This is a genomic window from Weissella viridescens, assembly GCF_001437355.1.
Lineage (GTDB): Bacteria > Bacillota > Bacilli > Lactobacillales > Lactobacillaceae > Weissella > Weissella viridescens.
This window is the reverse complement of sequence record NZ_JQBM01000004.1, coordinates 84,968-100,387: the sequence shown is the minus strand read 5'-3', so window position 1 is coordinate 100,387 and position 15,420 is coordinate 84,968. Positions and strand designations below refer to the sequence as shown.

Genomic DNA, 15,420 nt, shown 5'->3' with positions numbered 1-15,420 from the left:
GAGGTCGTAGGAACATGACAAAACCAAAAGTATTATTCACTGGAGAACTTACGCCAGCTGTTGTTGAAACACTCTCACAAGACTTTGAGGTGACGTATCCCAAAGATCATCCGTATACGCGTGCCGAATTATTAGCAGCGTTACCGGGGCAGGAAGCGCTCGTCTTCTTTGGTTACCAAGTTGATCAAGAATTGGTGGATGCTGGTAAAGATTTGAAAGTCATTGCGACTTGCAGTGTTGGTTTTGACCACATTGATTTGAACTACACGCGTGAAAAAGGGATTGTTGTTGCTAATACGCCTGAAAGCGTACGTGTGCCAACGGCCGAGATGGCGCTAGCATTGATGTTAGACGTGACGCGTAATATCATGCCTCTCGATGATAAAATGCATGCTGGTGAATGGACGCCGATGACAAACCCGGCCAACCATGCAACGAGTGTGCAAGGCAAGACGCTTGGTATTTTCGGAATGGGCCGGATTGGTAAAACGATGGCCCAATTTGGTCAGATGCTGGGGATGAATGTGATTTATCATAACCGGCACCAACTAGCACCTGAAGCCGAGACTGCAGCGAACGTGAAGTACGTTACGTTTGAAGAGCTTGTGCAACAAGCGGATGTACTTTCATTGCATGCACCAGCGACGACTGAAACGACGCATATCATTAATGCGGATGTCTTTAAACAAATGAAAAATTCAGCCTTTTTGATCAATGTCGCCCGAGGTGCTTTAGTCAATACAAGTGATTTAGCGGATGCCCTCAAGCAACATGAAATTGCAGGGGCTGGGTTAGATGTCTTCGAAAATGAACCTGAAGTGCCAATGGCTTTAACTGGTTTTAACAATGTGGTGATGACCCCGCATGCCGGAACTGGTACTGTTGAAGCACAAACGGCGATTTTTGAGGAAGCTGTCAGCAATGTGCGCGCTGCCTTAGCTGGTCAGCCTACAAATGTTGTTAATGGTATGAAGTAACAAAAAAGATGACTCACATTTGTGAGTCATCTTTTTTTAGTGACGATATTTAATTAAGTGTTGGGCTAAGCCAACGCTAAGTGCAACAAGTGCCAATATGGCAATGTTGACGATTGATTGATTTTTTTCATAGCTAGTATCTGGCAACGTAGCAGCGCGATTTGTAACTGAAGGTGCGACTGTTGCACTGTTTTTTTCAGGTGCAGGTTGCGTTGAGGTCGTTGCATTTGAACCTGTTGCACTAGCCTGCTTGTTTGCTGCTTTTGGCGTTTCTTGTTCGAAACGAGGTGCCACTGTACTTTCAAATAATTTCCCGATCTTAGTACCTGAACCATCAATGATGTATTGTCCTTCTAATTCAGCAAAGGGTTCACCGTTATCAGTGATAAGAGTACCATCTTTCCCGACATAAGCAACGACAATACCGTTGTCATCTAAAACACGTCCATTAGTAAAATACCACGTTGTACCATTTAGCATTTTAATGGTTTTACCATGCCATTGCCCATCCGTCGTGCTTCGCTCAATTTTAGGCGTCACAGTTGAGGTAGCTGAGGGTTGGGTTGGTGTTTCAGATTTAGTTGGTTCTGAGACAAGTCCGTTTGTTTTATTAGTTGTAATTGGCGTAGATACTGTCGTGTCAGTGGTTGTAGTTTCAGAGGTAGCTGGTTTGGACGTTGCTGTGCCAGTACCCTTATCAGTTAGCGCTGATGCTTGTTCAGTTTTGTCCGCTGATGCTGTTGAAACCTGAGTTGCATTGGCTGTATCTGTAACGGGTGCTTTGTCGACCTGTTCAGTTTGTGGCTGGGTGGCTGTTTGTTGTGTGTCATCCGCATGGGCAACTGTTGCGATGCTGATACCTAATACAGCTGTGAGGGTAACGGAATACAACTTAATATTTTTGTACATGATTTGCGCTCCTATTGGGAATTGGTTATTGAACAGTATAACACTAATTTTGTCATACAAATGCAATATTAAACAATTATTTAGAGCGAGTACTTTATCTTGAAAACGCTAGTATAATGATAACCTAATTGAATGCCGTTAAATGGAGCTGGTACTAAGCGTCCGTATGATTAAAGATTTAACTGTATTGAATTTTGATGCGCGTGGCGCAATCTTGTTGTTGTTGATCAGAGTAATGCGCATTCACATACTTCACCACTGTGGCTAGATCGACTTTGGCGAGTGGAGTCGTTGAGGTTCCGTCGTAAAAAGTCACGGTATTATGGTCTGATCCTGAAAGTTCATAATATGGCGCATCGGTTTGATTCGTATTTGGTACCAAGATACGATAAACCGTGAGTGTGTTCGTACGCGGCTCTTTCATTAGGGTAGTACTACTCTTGAAAGCAACAGGGACTTGCTTCCAGTGAGCATTGTTCTCAAGGTGGTTAGCTCCATAAAGCCCAATTACTGTTGTGGCGAGTTTTTCATTTGTTTTAGTATCGTCAACCGTTGTTTTACCAGCTTTATGCGTACCTGGGGTGAGAGTGTTAACTTGGTTCTTGAGGTCTGGTTGAGTCGTGTAGGCAACTCCGGCACCTATCCCTGCGACGGCGACACTACCAAGCAGTATTTTTGAAATAGTCTTCATCGTACATAGCGCTCCAATCGTTTTTAGTATTATTTATCAAGTATAAAAGGTCGTGGGAAAATTGTAAAAGGAAGCCAGAAAACGCTTGCAAAAATTTTAAATATCACATACAATTAACTTGTGAAAAAGATAACAATAAAATGAATTTTGTGGAGGATTTAAGATTATGAAGGCTGCTGTTGTACGTCAAAACCCAGATGGATTCGTTGATTTAGTAGATGATTGGGAGCCACGTGAAGTTGGTTTCGGTGAAGCTTTAGTTGATGTTGAATATTGTGGACTTTGTCACACAGATTTGCACGTTGCAAATGGTGACTTTGGTAATCCTAATGAAATTAATCCACGTCCTGGCTTCCGTCGTGTTATTGGGCACGAAGGAGTTGGTATCGTTTCAAAGCTTGGTGAAGGTGCTTCAGACTATTTGAAGGTTGGAGATCGTGTTTCTATTGCATGGTTCTACGATGCTTGTGGAAACTGTGAGTACTGTAACACGGGTAACGAAACATTCTGTCGTAAGGTTCGTAACGCTGGATTCAGTGTTGACGGTGCTATGGCGCAACAAGTTGTGGTCAATGCTAAGTATGCCGTTAAGGTCCCTGCTGAACTTGATCCAATGGAAGCGTCATCAATCACTTGTGCCGGTGTAACAATGTATAAGTCATTGAAGGTTGGAGAAACCAAGCCTGGACAATGGGTTTCAGTTGTTGGAGCTGGTGGTCTTGGTAACTTGGCCATCCAATATGCGCACAATGTTTTCGGAGCCCATGTTGTTGCTGTTGATGGAAATCCTGACAAGCTACAAGCGGCCAAGGATTCAGGAGCTGAATTGTTGATTAACCGTAAGACTGAAGATGTTCCTGCCATCATTCAAGAAAAAGTTGGTGGTGTTCACAATGCGCAAGTTACTGCCGTTAACACCCAGGCTTTTGACCAATCAATTGCCTCATTGCGTCCAATGGGTAAGTTGGTTGCCGTTGCCTTGCCACAAGGTAATATGGAATTAAACGTTGTGAAGACTGTTTTGGATGGCATTGAAGTTAAGGGGTCACTTGTTGGTGGTCGTACTGATTTGGCTGAAGCCTTCCAATTCGGAGCTGAAGGTAAGGTTAAGCCTATCGTTCAACGTGCCGATGTGCGTGACTTGAATGACGTTATTGAATCAATGCACAATAACCAAATTACAGGGCGTATGGTCTTTGATTTCCGTTCACTATAACCAGTGTTTATTGATTAAAAGCTGACTTCGGTCGGCTTTTTTATTTTGCTAAGCGGCAGGAAGTTGTAAAAACGTTTTACCAATTGGTGTAATGCGCTTGCCAATCCCTAGAGATATCGTTTAAACTATTAGATATACAAAATCTGATTGTCTACATATTTTTTGCATGCATAGAAAAATAAATTGAAGAAACTAGGGAAATGTGATGAATATTTTAGGATTGTTTTTCGTCTCACTGGCGATTATTGGCTGGAGTGCATATCCGACGTTAGTATCAAAAATTGGTGGAAATCCAATTCAAGCTATTTTTGGTGCAACTTGGGGAACATTGATTGTTGCAACTGTTGTTGTGCTTGTGGGAAATTACCCAATGCCAACAGGGGCAAACTTTTGGTTATCAGTTGTGTCAGGGGCTGCGTGGGCTTTTGGAAATGTTGTAACAATCTCAGCCTTTGGGTTGAAAGATGACCAAGGTCACATTTTGGGATCAGCTAAAGTTATGCCAATATCGACGGCGTTTCAAATTATTGCCAATGTTCTTTGGGGCGTTACTATGCTAGGTAATTGGGCTAGCTTCGAAGCTAAAATATTTGGTACGTTTGCAGTGGTTGCCATTATGGTTGGCGCCTATTTGACGACATATCAAGAAAAGAAAACGGCGGGAAATTCGAAGTTGTTGATTAAAGCCATGGTTATTTTATTGATTGCCCAAGTGGGGTATTCACTCTATGGTATTTTGCCCCAATACACACACGACATTAGTGGTATGGATATGTTCTTCCCACAAGCTTAAGGGATGGCCGCTTTTGGAACTGGTTTAGGACTATATGATTTATTGAAAAATAAACACAATATTTTCAATAAGGTGGTGACGTATCGTCAACTTATCTCAGGATTCTTTTTTGCGATGGGGGCTTTGGGATACCTTGTCTCAGCACAACCGGCTATGTTAGGGTTAGCAACGAGTTTTGTGCTATCACAAGTGTCAATTGTTGGTGCAACTGTTTCAGGAATTGTCGTGATGCATGTCCATAAAACACGTAAAGAATGGTTAGCAACGATGGTCGGATTATTGCTTATTGTACTTGCGGCGGCTGTGACGGCTTTCTTAAAATAAAATTGAAATCGTTTGTTAGTAGTAAAGACACTAATAGACGATTTTTTTGTACAAAAAAAACGCCAATTGGCGTTTTATTTTTGGACGATTTCAACGGAATCATCGTCTCCGATAATGAGAGCGTCACAGACATCAAGGAACAGACCGTGTTCAACGACGCCAGCGAAATCTTCTAAATCACTACCAAATTGATGCAAATCTTTGATTTCTGAAATGTCGATATCAATAATGTAGTTAACTGAGTCAGTTTCTAATAATGTCTTGTTCACATTACGGCGGAAAACAGGATTAAGCCCGTGCGTCTTCAGATAATTAAAAATGTGAGTACTTCCAAAGGGGATGACCTCAATGGGTAGTTTTGTTTGCCCCAAGTGTTCACGAACCTTGGTGGTATCTACTAACCAGACATTACGCTTTGAGCTTTGTGCAACGATTTTTTCATAAAGTAAGGCGGCACCGCCACCTTTAATGCCATTAAGGTGGGCATCGACTTCATCAGCGCCATCAATTGTGACGTCGATTTGGTCAATATCGTCTAAATCAACGACGTTTAAACCAAGGCTAGTTGCCAATGCTGCGGATTTTTCAGAAGTCGCAACACACGTTAAAGTCAGTTGCGCTTGCTTTGCGTATTCGGCTAATTTTTCAATGAAAAGGCTAGCTGTGCTTCCGCTACCTAATCCAACAATCATATTGTCTTCAATGAAATCAAGTGCGGCAACTGCAGCAGTTTCTTTCTTTTTATTGACCATTATCCAAAAATTCCTCCGAGCAGTTTTGTTTGTTGCGTATTCAGCAAAAACTATTATAACTGTTTTTGCAACGAGTTAAAACAGGTAAATTCGTGAGAAATTAATGATATGGTTTGCGTCTAGTTATTGCCACTCGATTTCCCAACCAGAATTAGCATCGGTTGGTTTGATTAGGGCGAGTTCGTTAATGTCTGGATTGTCAAAGACAGGTAACATTTCGGCGAAGGTATGCGGTAATTGATAAGTGCCATCGGTTAATTTTTCACGTGTTGTCCAAAAAATTTCCCCCTCACGGCTTGATGTTAAATCACCAGTATATTCGGTTGTTTTATATAAGAAAACAATATAACGTGCACCGTTGTCCAATGGCCATTCTTTGATACCAACTAATTTTGGGTGGCTAATCGTAAGGCCTGTTTCTTCATACGCTTCACGAATAACTGAAGCAGTAATGGTTTCGCCAGTGTCGATATGACCTCCAGGGAATGTTACGCCTGGCCAGTTTGGATTGTGCCGATTCTCGACTAAAATTTGGTGAGTGTCAGGATTTTCAATCAAAATCATATTCGTGAGTTCAGTGGGGGTAGTGCGATCAGTCATAGGTGGCCTCCTTGGTTAAGGTGTAAGAAAAAAACAATCCAACGTGTTGGATTGTTTTTATTTGTTTTTAAATTATCCCTTGAAAACCCATTCGTTACCATCTTTAGCAAGTAACTCATCAGATTCCTTTGGTCCCATTGAACCAGAAACGTAGTTAGGGAATGTTGCAGGAGTCTTGTCCCATGCATCTTGGATGGCATCGACGAACTTCCAAGCAACGGCCACACCATTCCAGTCAGCAAAGTTAGATCCGTTTCCGTCCATGCAATCGTGAATCATACGTTCGTATGGTTCTGGAGTAACAGCCTTGTCAGCTTCAGAAACTTGCCAATCCAATTCGATTGGACGTGTTTGGAATGTATCAGTGACGTTCTTAGCGTTAACTGTCAATTCAACGCGACCAACTGGGTCAATCAAAATTGAAAGAACAGGGTTAACAAGCTTTTCGCCACCTTGACCAAAGATATTGGCTGACTTCTTGAAGACGATATCTACACGTGTTGCCTTAGCAGCTAGACGCTTTCCTGAACGGATGTAGAAAGGAACGCCTTCCCAACGTGGTGTATCAAATTGCAACTTACCAGCAACGAAAGTATTGTTTTGTGAACCTGCTGGAACATCTGGTTCATCCAAGTACTTGCGTTGTGAACCATCAGCTGATTCACCGTATTGACCACGTACAAAGTTTTCAGCAACTTCATCGTTTGAATAAATTTTCAAAGCATTGAAGGCTGTGTTCTTTGCGGCACGGACAGCCTTATCGCTAAAGTCTGTTGGCTTTTCCATGGCTAACCAACCAATGATTTGCATCGTGTGGTTTTGAATCATGTCACGCAAAGCTCCGGCAGTATCATAGTATCCGGCACGTTCTTCAACACCAAGGACTTCTGACAATGTTACTTGAACGTTTTCGATGTAGTCCTTATTCCAAGCAGCATCAATCAATGGGTTTCCAAAACGAAGTGGGGCAATGTTTTGTACCATTTCCTTACCAAGATAGTGGTCAATTCGGTAGATTTGATCATCATCAAAGGCTTCAGTCAGTTCCTTTTGAAGTTCTTCGGCAGTCTTATATGAAGAACCGAATGGCTTTTCAATCATCAAACGGTTGTATTCACCATTTTCAGTAATCAAACCTTCTGACTTCAAATATTTAGCAATTGTTCCAAAGAAACGTGGTGCCACAGACATATAGAAAATACGATTTCCCTTTAGTCCATACTTGGCATCAAGTTCGTTATCAAGGTCCAACATTTCGGCGTAACTGGCCTTATCAGTAATGTCTTGCTTGATGTAATAGAAGTGCGAGATAAATTCCTCAGCATTGGCTTGATCATCGATGAAACCATCAAGTGATGCTAAAACCATTTGACGGAATTCGTCGTTTGACATTTCTTGACGAGATGCCCCGACAATTGCGAAATGCTCTTGTAAAAATCCCTTTTTGAAAAGGTTGTAAGTAGAAGGGTAAAGCTTACGCTTAGCAAGATCACCGGTTCCACCAAAAAATGTTAACAATGTAGTAATTTCTTCTGGCACGACTATACTCCTTTTTAAATAGCTATAACTAGATTTTGTAACTAAATAAATTCTGAGTAAACAGAACTATTCGACACCTTTATTATAAACTTTTTTTCACAAATTATCTATAAATTGTGAAAAAAAGTGACAAATCAAAAGGGTTATTGTGAAAGACCCTACAAATTAATCCTCAGCGAAAATCTCAGTTGTCTTAACCGCGGCATGCCAACCATCTAAGAGGCGGGTGCGTGTCTGATCATCGATGGTTGGTTCAAAGCGCCGTCCTTGAAGGACGTGCTCTTCTAAATCAGCCAAGTTATGCCAATAACCAGTCGCAATACCAGCTAAAAAGGCTGCTCCCATGGCGGTAGTATCTTCATCCATGGCTCGTTGTACGGGCATGTTAGCGATATTCGCTTGGAATTGCATTAAGTAAGGGTTACGTGAAACTGAGCCATCTGCCTTTAATTCAGTCGGTTTAACGACAGCGGCTTGATTCATCAGATTCATAATATCAGCAGTTTGGTATGCAATTGACTGCAACGTTGCTTTAATAAAGTCGTTTTTAGTGGTACTACGCGTCAATCCTAGTACGGAACCGCGTGCTTGAGGGTTCCAATACGGCGCCCCCAGACCATTAAAAGCAGGGACCATATAAATTTCGTTATGATTAGTTGAAGCATCGGCGGCGTGCCAACTGTCGACTTGATTTTCAATCAAATCTAGGTTGGTATGTAGCCATTGTAAAGCTGAACCAGCATTGAAGACGGCACCATCTAAGGCGTAAGTGGTTTGATCACCAACTTGATAAGCAATAGTGGTCGTCAAATTCTCCGTAGAGATAGGTTGATCTCCAGTATTGAGTAATAGGAAAGCCCCAGCCCCATACGAGGCTTTAATATCACCAGGGTGAATACCTAATTGTCCAATTAACGCCGCGTTTTGGTCACCGATTAAACAGGCGATTGGCACGGCATTACCAAAGAAGTGCAGTGGGCTGGTTTTAGTAATGACTTCACTACTTGCATGAACTTCAGGCAACATTGAGGCTGGAATATTGAAGATATCCAAAAGTTTCGGGTCCCAGCTTTGCGTATGAATGTTGTACAGCATTGTTCGCGCAGCATTCGAGGCATCAGTAACATGTGCTTGGCCATCGGTGAGTTGCCATACTAGCCAACTATCGACGGTTCCAAAAGCTAATTTACCGGCTTCGGCTAGTTCTTGGGCGCCATCAACGTGATCTAAAATCCAACGAATTTTAGTGGCAGAAAAGTATGGGTTAATTGGTAGTCCGGTTTTTTCATGAATTGTTTTGGCATAGCCATCAGCAACTAGCTGTTCGGCGATTTCAGCCGATTGGAGGGAAGCCCAAGAAATAGCATTATAAATTGGCTGGCCAGTTTCACGGTTCCAAACAATGGTTGTCTCTCGTTGACTGGCAATGCCAATTGCTTTGATATCACTGGCATTAATCCCAGCGTTGATTAAAGCGTCACCAATCACTGACTGAACGCTTTCCCAAATGTCGGTGGGGCGTTGTTCTTGCCAACCCGGCTGGGGGATTATAGGTGTTAAAGCTGTGGCAGCGGTTAGCACGCGCCGAGTATTGTGGTTAAAGATAACCGCACGTGTTCCAGTGGTTCCTTGGTCTAATGCCAGAATATATTCCGTTTGTTTAATTGGCATATGCAGTCCTCAATTCCAGATATTCTTTCGTTATAGATAACTCCATTATAACATTTTAGTTCGGTGGTTGATTCAAAACGGGGAAAACGGGTCGATTGAGTTGAATTTGCAAGGATATTTCGGTATTTTGACGGTAAAATTTTATTTATGTGAACTTAATATGTTACAATTGTATGAAAATCTATAAATACCGAACGTTCGAGGTTTAAATATGAAAACACGACGCAGTGACCGATTGGTCGACATGACCTATTATTTGCTAGAGCGACCACGCACTTTGGTTTCGCTAACCCATTTTTCAGATGAATATGAAAGTGCAAAGTCTTCAATTTCTGAAGATCTTAGTATTTTGAAACGTACATTTCAAGAGCGCGGAATTGGTCTATTGGAGACCATTCCAGGCGCAGCGGGTGGAGCTATCTTTACCCCATATATGTTGAAAAACGAAGCAGAAGATTTTGTTGCTTCATTAATTAATGCCATTGATGATGATACCCGAGTTCTACCAGGAGGCTATGTTTACCTATCAGATTTGCTAGGTCAACCATGGTTCTTGAAGCGCATCGGGCGTTTGATTGCGACACAATATTTGAAGGAACCGATTGATGCTGTTATGACGGCGGCGACAAAGGGTGTTCCTGTTGCCCAATCAGTGGCTGAAGAATTGAATGTCCCATTTGTGATTGTTCGAAACGATACCAAAGTTACCGAAGGACCAACGATGTCAGTGAATTATGTGACTGGACAATCGCAACGTCTTGAAAAGATGGAATTGTCACGTCGCTCATTGCCAATGGGCTCACGAGTTTTGATTGTCGATGATTTCATGAAAGCCGGTGGCACCATCCGCGGGATGGCTTCGTTGGTTAAAGAATTCGAGGGACAAGTTGTTGGTGCGGCGGTCGTTGCAGAAGGACGCGTTGAAAATCGAGTGATTGAGGACTATACATCACTGGTACACGTTGAGACAAACAATGAGAATGGTGTGATTAGTGTGACGCCAGGAAATTATCAAAAGCAGATTTTTAGTAATAAAGATGAAGCATAAGCGATAGTGAAAACGTAGATTGAGGTGATTATAAAATGGATCGATATATTGTAATTTTAGCTGCTGGAAAAGGAACCCGCATGAAGTCTGATATGCCAAAGGTTTTACACCAAGTTGGGGGTAAGGCTATGGTTGAAATGGTGCTTGATGCATCAGAGGCTTTGAATCCGAAGAAAATCGTGACCATTGTTGGTCATGGTGGTGATCAGGTGCGCCAAACAATCGGTGATCGTAGTGCGGTTGTGGAACAAAAGGAACAACTTGGTACGGGGCATGCCATTTTAATGGCGGAGCCAGAACTGGATGATTTATCAGGAATGACTTTAATTGCCTCTGGGGATGCGCCTCTTTTTACAGTTGATACATTAAACCGTTTATTTGATTTTCATGCACAATCAGGAAATGCCGTGACTGTTTTAACAGCCCAAGCTCCTGACCCAACAGGGTATGGACGCATTGTCCGTGATGAACAAGGAAACGTTGTACGGATTGTGGAACAAAAGGATGCAACTCCTGAGGAAGCGGCAATTCATGAAATCAATACCGGTGTTTACGTTTTTGATAATAAATTATTGTTTAAGAGCCTACATGAAGTAACAAACGATAACGCACAGGGTGAATATTATTTGCCTGATACACTTGAGATTTTACGTAATGAAGGATACACCGTAGGGGCCTACATTATGGATGATTTTGATGAATCAATGGGTGTTAATGATCGCGTTGCGTTAGCTAAGGCGAACAAGGTTTTGCGTGACCGTACAAATGAAGCGCATATGCGCGCTGGGGTAACGTTGATTGACCCAGCCACAACTTATATTGATGTTGATGTTAAAATTGGTCCTGATACAGTGATTGAACCTAATGTTGTTTTAAAGGGAAAAACAACGATTGGTTCACGGGTCTATTTAACTTCTGGAACACAAATTCGCGATAGTGATGTGGAAGACGATGCCCAAATTGACGCTAGTCATTTGGAAGAAGCACACGTCGGTAAGGCGGCCACAATTGGTCCGTTTGCACACTTGCGTCCTAAGGCTGACTTAGCCGAAAAGGCACATGCTGGAAACTTCGTTGAAGTTAAGAATGCACAATTAGGTAAGGGTTCAAAGATGGGCCACCTTTCATATCTTGGTGATGCCACAGTTGGTGAAGATGTTAATATCGGCGCTGGAACAATTTTTGTGAATTACGATGGTAAACATAAGTACCATACAACGATTGGTGATCGTAGTTTTATTGGATCAAACACAAAGATTATTGCACCAGTAACGATTGGTAAAGAAGCGCTAACTGCAGCTGGTTCAACAATTACAGATGATATTCCAGACCATGCCATGGGCATTGCGCGTTCTCGTCAAACGGTTAAACCAGATTTTTGGAAGCGAACGGCTTTGTTCGAAAAGTTCGGTCAACAAGATTAGCCGATTCACGCATCGGGTTATTAAAATATTTCATTTTGATGACTCACGTATAACACCCGTTGAATTAAAGTGGTTGAGAAGGTAGAATTGAATGTAACATTGTGAGCACAAATAAATCACTTAGATATAAAATGGAGGATTCGAATGGCGACCTATGGGGATGCACATTTAAAAATTTTTTCGTTGAGTAGTAATCACCCTTTAGCAGAAAAAATTGCGGCTTCGATTGGTGTTGAATTATCAGCGATTAATCTTGCGCGCTTTAGTGATAATGAAATTCAAGTGAACATTGAAGAGTCAGTCCGTGGGGATAATGTCTACATTATTCAATCAACGTCTGCACCAGTAAATGATAACTTGATGGAACTGCTAATCACCATCGATGCGCTTCGCCGAGCTAGTGCCAAGTCAATCAACGTGGTTATGCCTTATTACGGGTATGCCCGTCAAGACCGTAAGGCCCGTTCTCGCGAACCAATTACCGCGAAATTGGTAGCTAATATGCTTGAGATGGCTGGCGCAACACGTGTTCTAGCTATGGATTTGCATGCTGCTCAAATTCAAGGATTCTTCGACATTCCTGTTGATCACCTAATGGGTGCGCCTTTGTTGGCTGACTACCTACTTACTGAAGGCATTGTGGATGACAATACTGTTGTTGTTTCACCCGATCACGGTGGTGTTACACGTGCGCGTAAGTTAGCTGAAATGCTAGGTTCTGAAGAACCAATTGCGATTATTGATAAGCGTCGTCCAAAGGCCAACGTGGCTAAGATTATGAACATCATTGGAAACGTCAAGGGTAAGCGCGCGATCATGATTGATGACATGATCGATACTGGTGGTACAATTTCACAAGGTGCGCAAAAGTTGATTAATGAAGGGGCTGAAGAAGTTTACGTTGTGGCGAGCCACGCTGTCTTCTCTGGTAATGCGCCTGAAAATCTACAAAATTCTGTCTTTAAAAAGGTCATTGTTACGGATTCAATTGCCCTTCCTGAAGAAAAGAAGTTTGATAAGTTAGTTCAAGTGACGACTGCTGATTTGATTGGTGAAGCAATTACACGAATCAATGAAAATAAGGCAGTTTCTCCGTTGTTTGATACACGGTTTCACCGCGAACAAAAATAATTAAAATGCCCGCCATGTGCGGGCTTTTTTAATGGTTTCGTAACATAAAAAAACTTGCACTATTGGGTTAGAGTGTGTAGAATTAGTTTTTGTGAGTAACGATGAATTTTCATCGAGACTCCTTGCTGGAGATACCAGCCATAGACCATAAGGAGGAAAATATAATGGCATACGAATTAACGTACATCATCCGTCCAGACATGGATGCGGATGCAAAGAAGGCATTGGTTGAACGTTTCGACAAGATCTTGTCTGACAACGGAGCAACTGTGATTGAATCAAAAGATTGGTCATCACGCCGTTTCGCATACGAAATTGAAGGTTACCGTGAAGGTACTTACCATATCGTAAACTTCACAGCTGATGATTCAGCTGCACTTAACGAATTTGATCGTTTGGCTAAGATCTCACAAGATATCTTGCGTCACATGATCGTTAAGCGCGATGACATCGCTGGTTAATTGAACATAGTTCAGTTAACAATTTCATCTAACTTAGATTAAGTTTAAATCAGGAAGGGGATTCTCCAATGATCAATCGTGTTGTTTTAGTGGGACGTCTTACGCGTGATGTTGAATTACGTTATACGACATCTGGCACAGCTGTTGGCTCATTTACTTTGGCGGTTAACCGTCAGTTTACAAATGCCAGTGGTGAACGCGAAACTGATTTTATTAATTGTGTGATTTGGCGTAAATCTGCTGAAAACTTCTCGAACTTTACTTCAAAAGGTTCATTAGTTGCAGTAGAAGGTCGTTTACAAACGCGTAATTACGAAAATCAACAAGGACAACGTGTCTATGTCACGGAAGTTGTCGTAGATAACTTCTCATTGTTGGAGAGTCGTGCTGAGAGTGAACAACGTCGTAGCGCTGCTGGCGCAACGAACAATGGTAATTTTGGTGGGCAAAATAATGCTAATCAAGGTTTCCAGGGTGGTGCACAAAATACTGCACAAACACCAAGCCCATTTGGCAACTCGTCAGATGGTCAGGTGTTTAATGCTTCGAATACTACAAATAACGCAACGACACCAAATAATAGTGATCCGTTTGCGGGTGGTCAAGAAGTCGATATCTCTGACGATGACTTACCATTCTAAGTTAGTTTAATTTGTCTTTTGACAAAGTCTATTTAGGAGGAATTTAATCATGGCACAACAACAACGTCGTGGTGGCGGACCTCGTCGCCGTCGTAAGGTTGACTTTATCGCAGCCAACCACATCGAATATGTGGATTACAAGAACACAGAATTATTGGAACGTTTCATTTCAGAACGTGGTAAGATTTTGCCTCGTCGTGTAACTGGAACTTCTGCTAAGAACCAACGCAAGGTAACTACTGCTATCAAGCGTGCACGTATCATGGGACTTTTGCCTTTCGTTGCAGAAGACTAAGATATAAAAAAGCGAGCAACTTCGGTTGCTCGCTTTTTTGTTGCTGTTATGCAAGGATTAGAAATGAGGATACAAAAAAACCTGACTCGTAAAAGTCAGGTTCAGGAGTGGACAAGAAGGGGCTCGAACCCTTGACCCACGGATTAAGAGTCCGTTGCTCTACCAACTGAGCTACTTGTCCAAAACGTTTCGTTGTCATCGCAACAACATATATAAATATACCATCTACTCATGGATCATGCAAGCTTTTTTTGAAAAAAGTTTTTATCTTTCTTGAAAAAAAGTTATAAAAAAACCTGACTCGTGAAAGTCAGGTTTAGTAGTGGACAAGAAGGGGCTCGAACCCTTGACCCACGGATTAAGAGTCCGTTGCTCTACCAACTGAGCTACTTGTCCAAAACGTTTCGTTGTCATCGCAACAACATATATAAATATACCATCTACTCATGGATCATGCAAGCTTTTTTTGAAAAAAGTTTTTATCTTTCTTGAAAAAAAGTTATAAAAAAACCTGACTCGTGAAAGTCAGGTTTAGTAGTGGACAAGAAGGGGCTCGAACCCTTGACCCACGGATTAAGAGTCCGTTGCTCTACCAACTGAGCTACTTGTCCAAAACGTTTCGTTGTCATCGCAACAACATATATAAATATACCATCTACTCATGGATCATGCAAGCTTTTTTTGAAAAAAGTTTTTATCTTTCTTGAAAAAAAGTTATAAAAAAACCTGACTCGTGAAAGTCAGGTTTAGTAGTGGACAAGAAGGGGCTCGAACCCTTGACCCACGGATTAAGAGTCCGTTGCTCTACCAACTGAGCTACTTGTCCAAAACGTTTCGTTGCTATCTCAACAACAGATAATAATATACCATCTCATAAAAATGAATGCAAGCCTTTTTTGAAATTTATTTTTGTGAATGTTTGCATTAACTAATGCAACGATGGTGTTG

General features: G+C 41.8%; 14 protein-coding genes, 4 tRNA genes and 1 pseudogene. 9 read left to right on the top strand and 10 right to left on the bottom strand.

What is annotated here, in order from left to right; genetic code table 11:
* The first annotated feature begins 14 nt into the window (after positions 1 to 14).
* Positions 15 to 977 carry an NAD(P)-dependent oxidoreductase gene (locus tag IV50_RS06510; RefSeq protein WP_057746826.1) on the top strand — a complete coding sequence of 321 codons (963 nt, stop codon included), beginning with the start codon at positions 15 to 17 and terminating at the stop codon, positions 975 to 977.
* A gap of 36 nt (positions 978 to 1,013) precedes the next feature.
* Here IV50_RS06510 and IV50_RS06505 read toward each other — a convergent pair whose 3' ends face one another.
* Positions 1,014 to 1,886 carry a hypothetical protein gene (locus IV50_RS06505; RefSeq protein ID WP_057746823.1) on the bottom strand — a complete coding sequence of 291 codons (873 nt, stop codon included), beginning with the start codon at positions 1,884 to 1,886 and terminating at the stop codon, positions 1,014 to 1,016.
* Positions 1,887 to 2,064: 178 nt separating this feature from the next.
* A complete protein-coding gene (locus IV50_RS06500) occupies positions 2,065 to 2,577 on the bottom strand; it encodes a hypothetical protein (protein WP_057746819.1) in 513 nt (170 codons plus the stop codon).
* Between the two features lie 166 nt (positions 2,578 to 2,743).
* On the opposite strand from IV50_RS06500, the gene adhP reads away from it, so the two are divergent.
* Complete coding sequence (adhP, locus tag IV50_RS06495; RefSeq protein ID WP_057746816.1) at positions 2,744 to 3,793, top strand: alcohol dehydrogenase AdhP; 1,050 nt, start codon at positions 2,744 to 2,746, stop codon at positions 3,791 to 3,793.
* A 205-nt stretch (positions 3,794 to 3,998) separates the two neighbouring features.
* Positions 3,999 to 4,910 (top strand): annotated as a pseudogene (locus IV50_RS06490) (GRP family sugar transporter).
* Between the two features lie 74 nt (positions 4,911 to 4,984).
* Here the strand turns inward: IV50_RS06490 and rpiA are convergent.
* From rpiA to glpK, 4 genes are all read right to left on the bottom strand, one after another.
* Positions 4,985 to 5,662: a ribose-5-phosphate isomerase RpiA gene (gene rpiA / locus IV50_RS06485; RefSeq protein WP_057746813.1), complete on the bottom strand. Its 678-nt coding sequence runs from the start codon at positions 5,660 to 5,662 to the stop codon at positions 4,985 to 4,987.
* Between the two features lie 123 nt (positions 5,663 to 5,785).
* Complete coding sequence (locus IV50_RS06480) at positions 5,786 to 6,262, bottom strand: 8-oxo-dGTP diphosphatase (RefSeq protein ID WP_057746810.1); 477 nt, start codon at positions 6,260 to 6,262, stop codon at positions 5,786 to 5,788.
* A 72-nt stretch (positions 6,263 to 6,334) separates the two neighbouring features.
* Complete coding sequence (zwf, locus tag IV50_RS06475; RefSeq protein WP_057746807.1) at positions 6,335 to 7,801, bottom strand: glucose-6-phosphate dehydrogenase; 1,467 nt, start codon at positions 7,799 to 7,801, stop codon at positions 6,335 to 6,337.
* A gap of 165 nt (positions 7,802 to 7,966) precedes the next feature.
* Complete coding sequence (gene glpK, locus IV50_RS06470; protein WP_057746805.1) at positions 7,967 to 9,472, bottom strand: glycerol kinase GlpK; 1,506 nt, start codon at positions 9,470 to 9,472, stop codon at positions 7,967 to 7,969.
* 211 nt (positions 9,473 to 9,683) lie between these two features.
* Between glpK and purR the strand changes: the two genes are divergently transcribed.
* The 6 genes from purR (at position 9,684) to rpsR (ending at position 14,472) form a co-directional block, all read left to right on the top strand.
* Complete coding sequence (purR, locus tag IV50_RS06465; RefSeq protein ID WP_057746802.1) at positions 9,684 to 10,520, top strand: pur operon repressor; 837 nt, start codon at positions 9,684 to 9,686, stop codon at positions 10,518 to 10,520.
* A gap of 35 nt (positions 10,521 to 10,555) precedes the next feature.
* On the top strand, positions 10,556 to 11,944 hold the full coding sequence (glmU, locus tag IV50_RS06460; RefSeq protein ID WP_057746799.1) for a bifunctional UDP-N-acetylglucosamine diphosphorylase/glucosamine-1-phosphate N-acetyltransferase GlmU: 1,389 nt from the start codon (positions 10,556 to 10,558) through the stop codon (positions 11,942 to 11,944).
* Between the two features lie 144 nt (positions 11,945 to 12,088).
* Complete coding sequence (locus IV50_RS06455) at positions 12,089 to 13,075, top strand: ribose-phosphate diphosphokinase (protein WP_057746796.1); 987 nt, start codon at positions 12,089 to 12,091, stop codon at positions 13,073 to 13,075.
* A gap of 164 nt (positions 13,076 to 13,239) precedes the next feature.
* On the top strand, positions 13,240 to 13,536 hold the full coding sequence (rpsF, locus tag IV50_RS06450) for a 30S ribosomal protein S6 (RefSeq protein WP_057746793.1): 297 nt from the start codon (positions 13,240 to 13,242) through the stop codon (positions 13,534 to 13,536).
* Positions 13,537 to 13,604: 68 nt separating this feature from the next.
* On the top strand, positions 13,605 to 14,177 hold the full coding sequence (gene ssb / locus IV50_RS06445; protein ID WP_057746790.1) for a single-stranded DNA-binding protein: 573 nt from the start codon (positions 13,605 to 13,607) through the stop codon (positions 14,175 to 14,177).
* Between the two features lie 49 nt (positions 14,178 to 14,226).
* Positions 14,227 to 14,472 (top strand): 30S ribosomal protein S18, encoded by a 246-nt coding sequence (gene rpsR / locus IV50_RS06440; protein WP_057746787.1) that lies wholly within the window; start codon positions 14,227 to 14,229, stop codon positions 14,470 to 14,472.
* Between the two features lie 108 nt (positions 14,473 to 14,580).
* On the opposite strand, the gene IV50_RS06435 is transcribed toward rpsR, so the two are convergent.
* From IV50_RS06435 to IV50_RS06420, 4 genes are all read right to left on the bottom strand, one after another.
* Positions 14,581 to 14,653 (bottom strand) — tRNA-Lys (locus IV50_RS06435).
* A gap of 142 nt (positions 14,654 to 14,795) precedes the next feature.
* Positions 14,796 to 14,868, bottom strand: a tRNA-Lys gene (locus tag IV50_RS06430).
* 142 nt (positions 14,869 to 15,010) lie between these two features.
* Positions 15,011 to 15,083 (bottom strand) — tRNA-Lys (locus IV50_RS06425).
* 142 nt (positions 15,084 to 15,225) lie between these two features.
* Positions 15,226 to 15,298: transfer RNA gene (locus tag IV50_RS06420), tRNA-Lys, on the bottom strand.
* Positions 15,299 to 15,420: the final 122 nt, after the last annotated feature.

Coding starts and splice junctions, on each gene's coding strand:
- IV50_RS06505 (WP_057746823.1), bottom strand. CDS start 1,886: ATGTACAAAAATATTAAGTTGTATTCCGTTACCCTCACAGCTGTATTA.
- rpsR (WP_057746787.1), top strand. CDS start 14,227: ATGGCACAACAACAACGTCGTGGTGGCGGACCTCGTCGCCGTCGTAAG.
- purR (WP_057746802.1), top strand. CDS start 9,684: ATGAAAACACGACGCAGTGACCGATTGGTCGACATGACCTATTATTTG.
- IV50_RS06500 (WP_057746819.1), bottom strand. CDS start 2,577: ATGAAGACTATTTCAAAAATACTGCTTGGTAGTGTCGCCGTCGCAGGG.
- rpiA (WP_057746813.1), bottom strand. CDS start 5,662: ATGGTCAATAAAAAGAAAGAAACTGCTGCAGTTGCCGCACTTGATTTC.
- IV50_RS06455 (WP_057746796.1), top strand. CDS start 12,089: ATGGCGACCTATGGGGATGCACATTTAAAAATTTTTTCGTTGAGTAGT.
- glmU (WP_057746799.1), top strand. CDS start 10,556: ATGGATCGATATATTGTAATTTTAGCTGCTGGAAAAGGAACCCGCATG.
- IV50_RS06480 (WP_057746810.1), bottom strand. CDS start 6,262: ATGACTGATCGCACTACCCCCACTGAACTCACGAATATGATTTTGATT.
- ssb (WP_057746790.1), top strand. CDS start 13,605: ATGATCAATCGTGTTGTTTTAGTGGGACGTCTTACGCGTGATGTTGAA.
- rpsF (WP_057746793.1), top strand. CDS start 13,240: ATGGCATACGAATTAACGTACATCATCCGTCCAGACATGGATGCGGAT.
- IV50_RS06510 (WP_057746826.1), top strand. CDS start 15: ATGACAAAACCAAAAGTATTATTCACTGGAGAACTTACGCCAGCTGTT.
- adhP (WP_057746816.1), top strand. CDS start 2,744: ATGAAGGCTGCTGTTGTACGTCAAAACCCAGATGGATTCGTTGATTTA.
- glpK (WP_057746805.1), bottom strand. CDS start 9,472: ATGCCAATTAAACAAACGGAATATATTCTGGCATTAGACCAAGGAACC.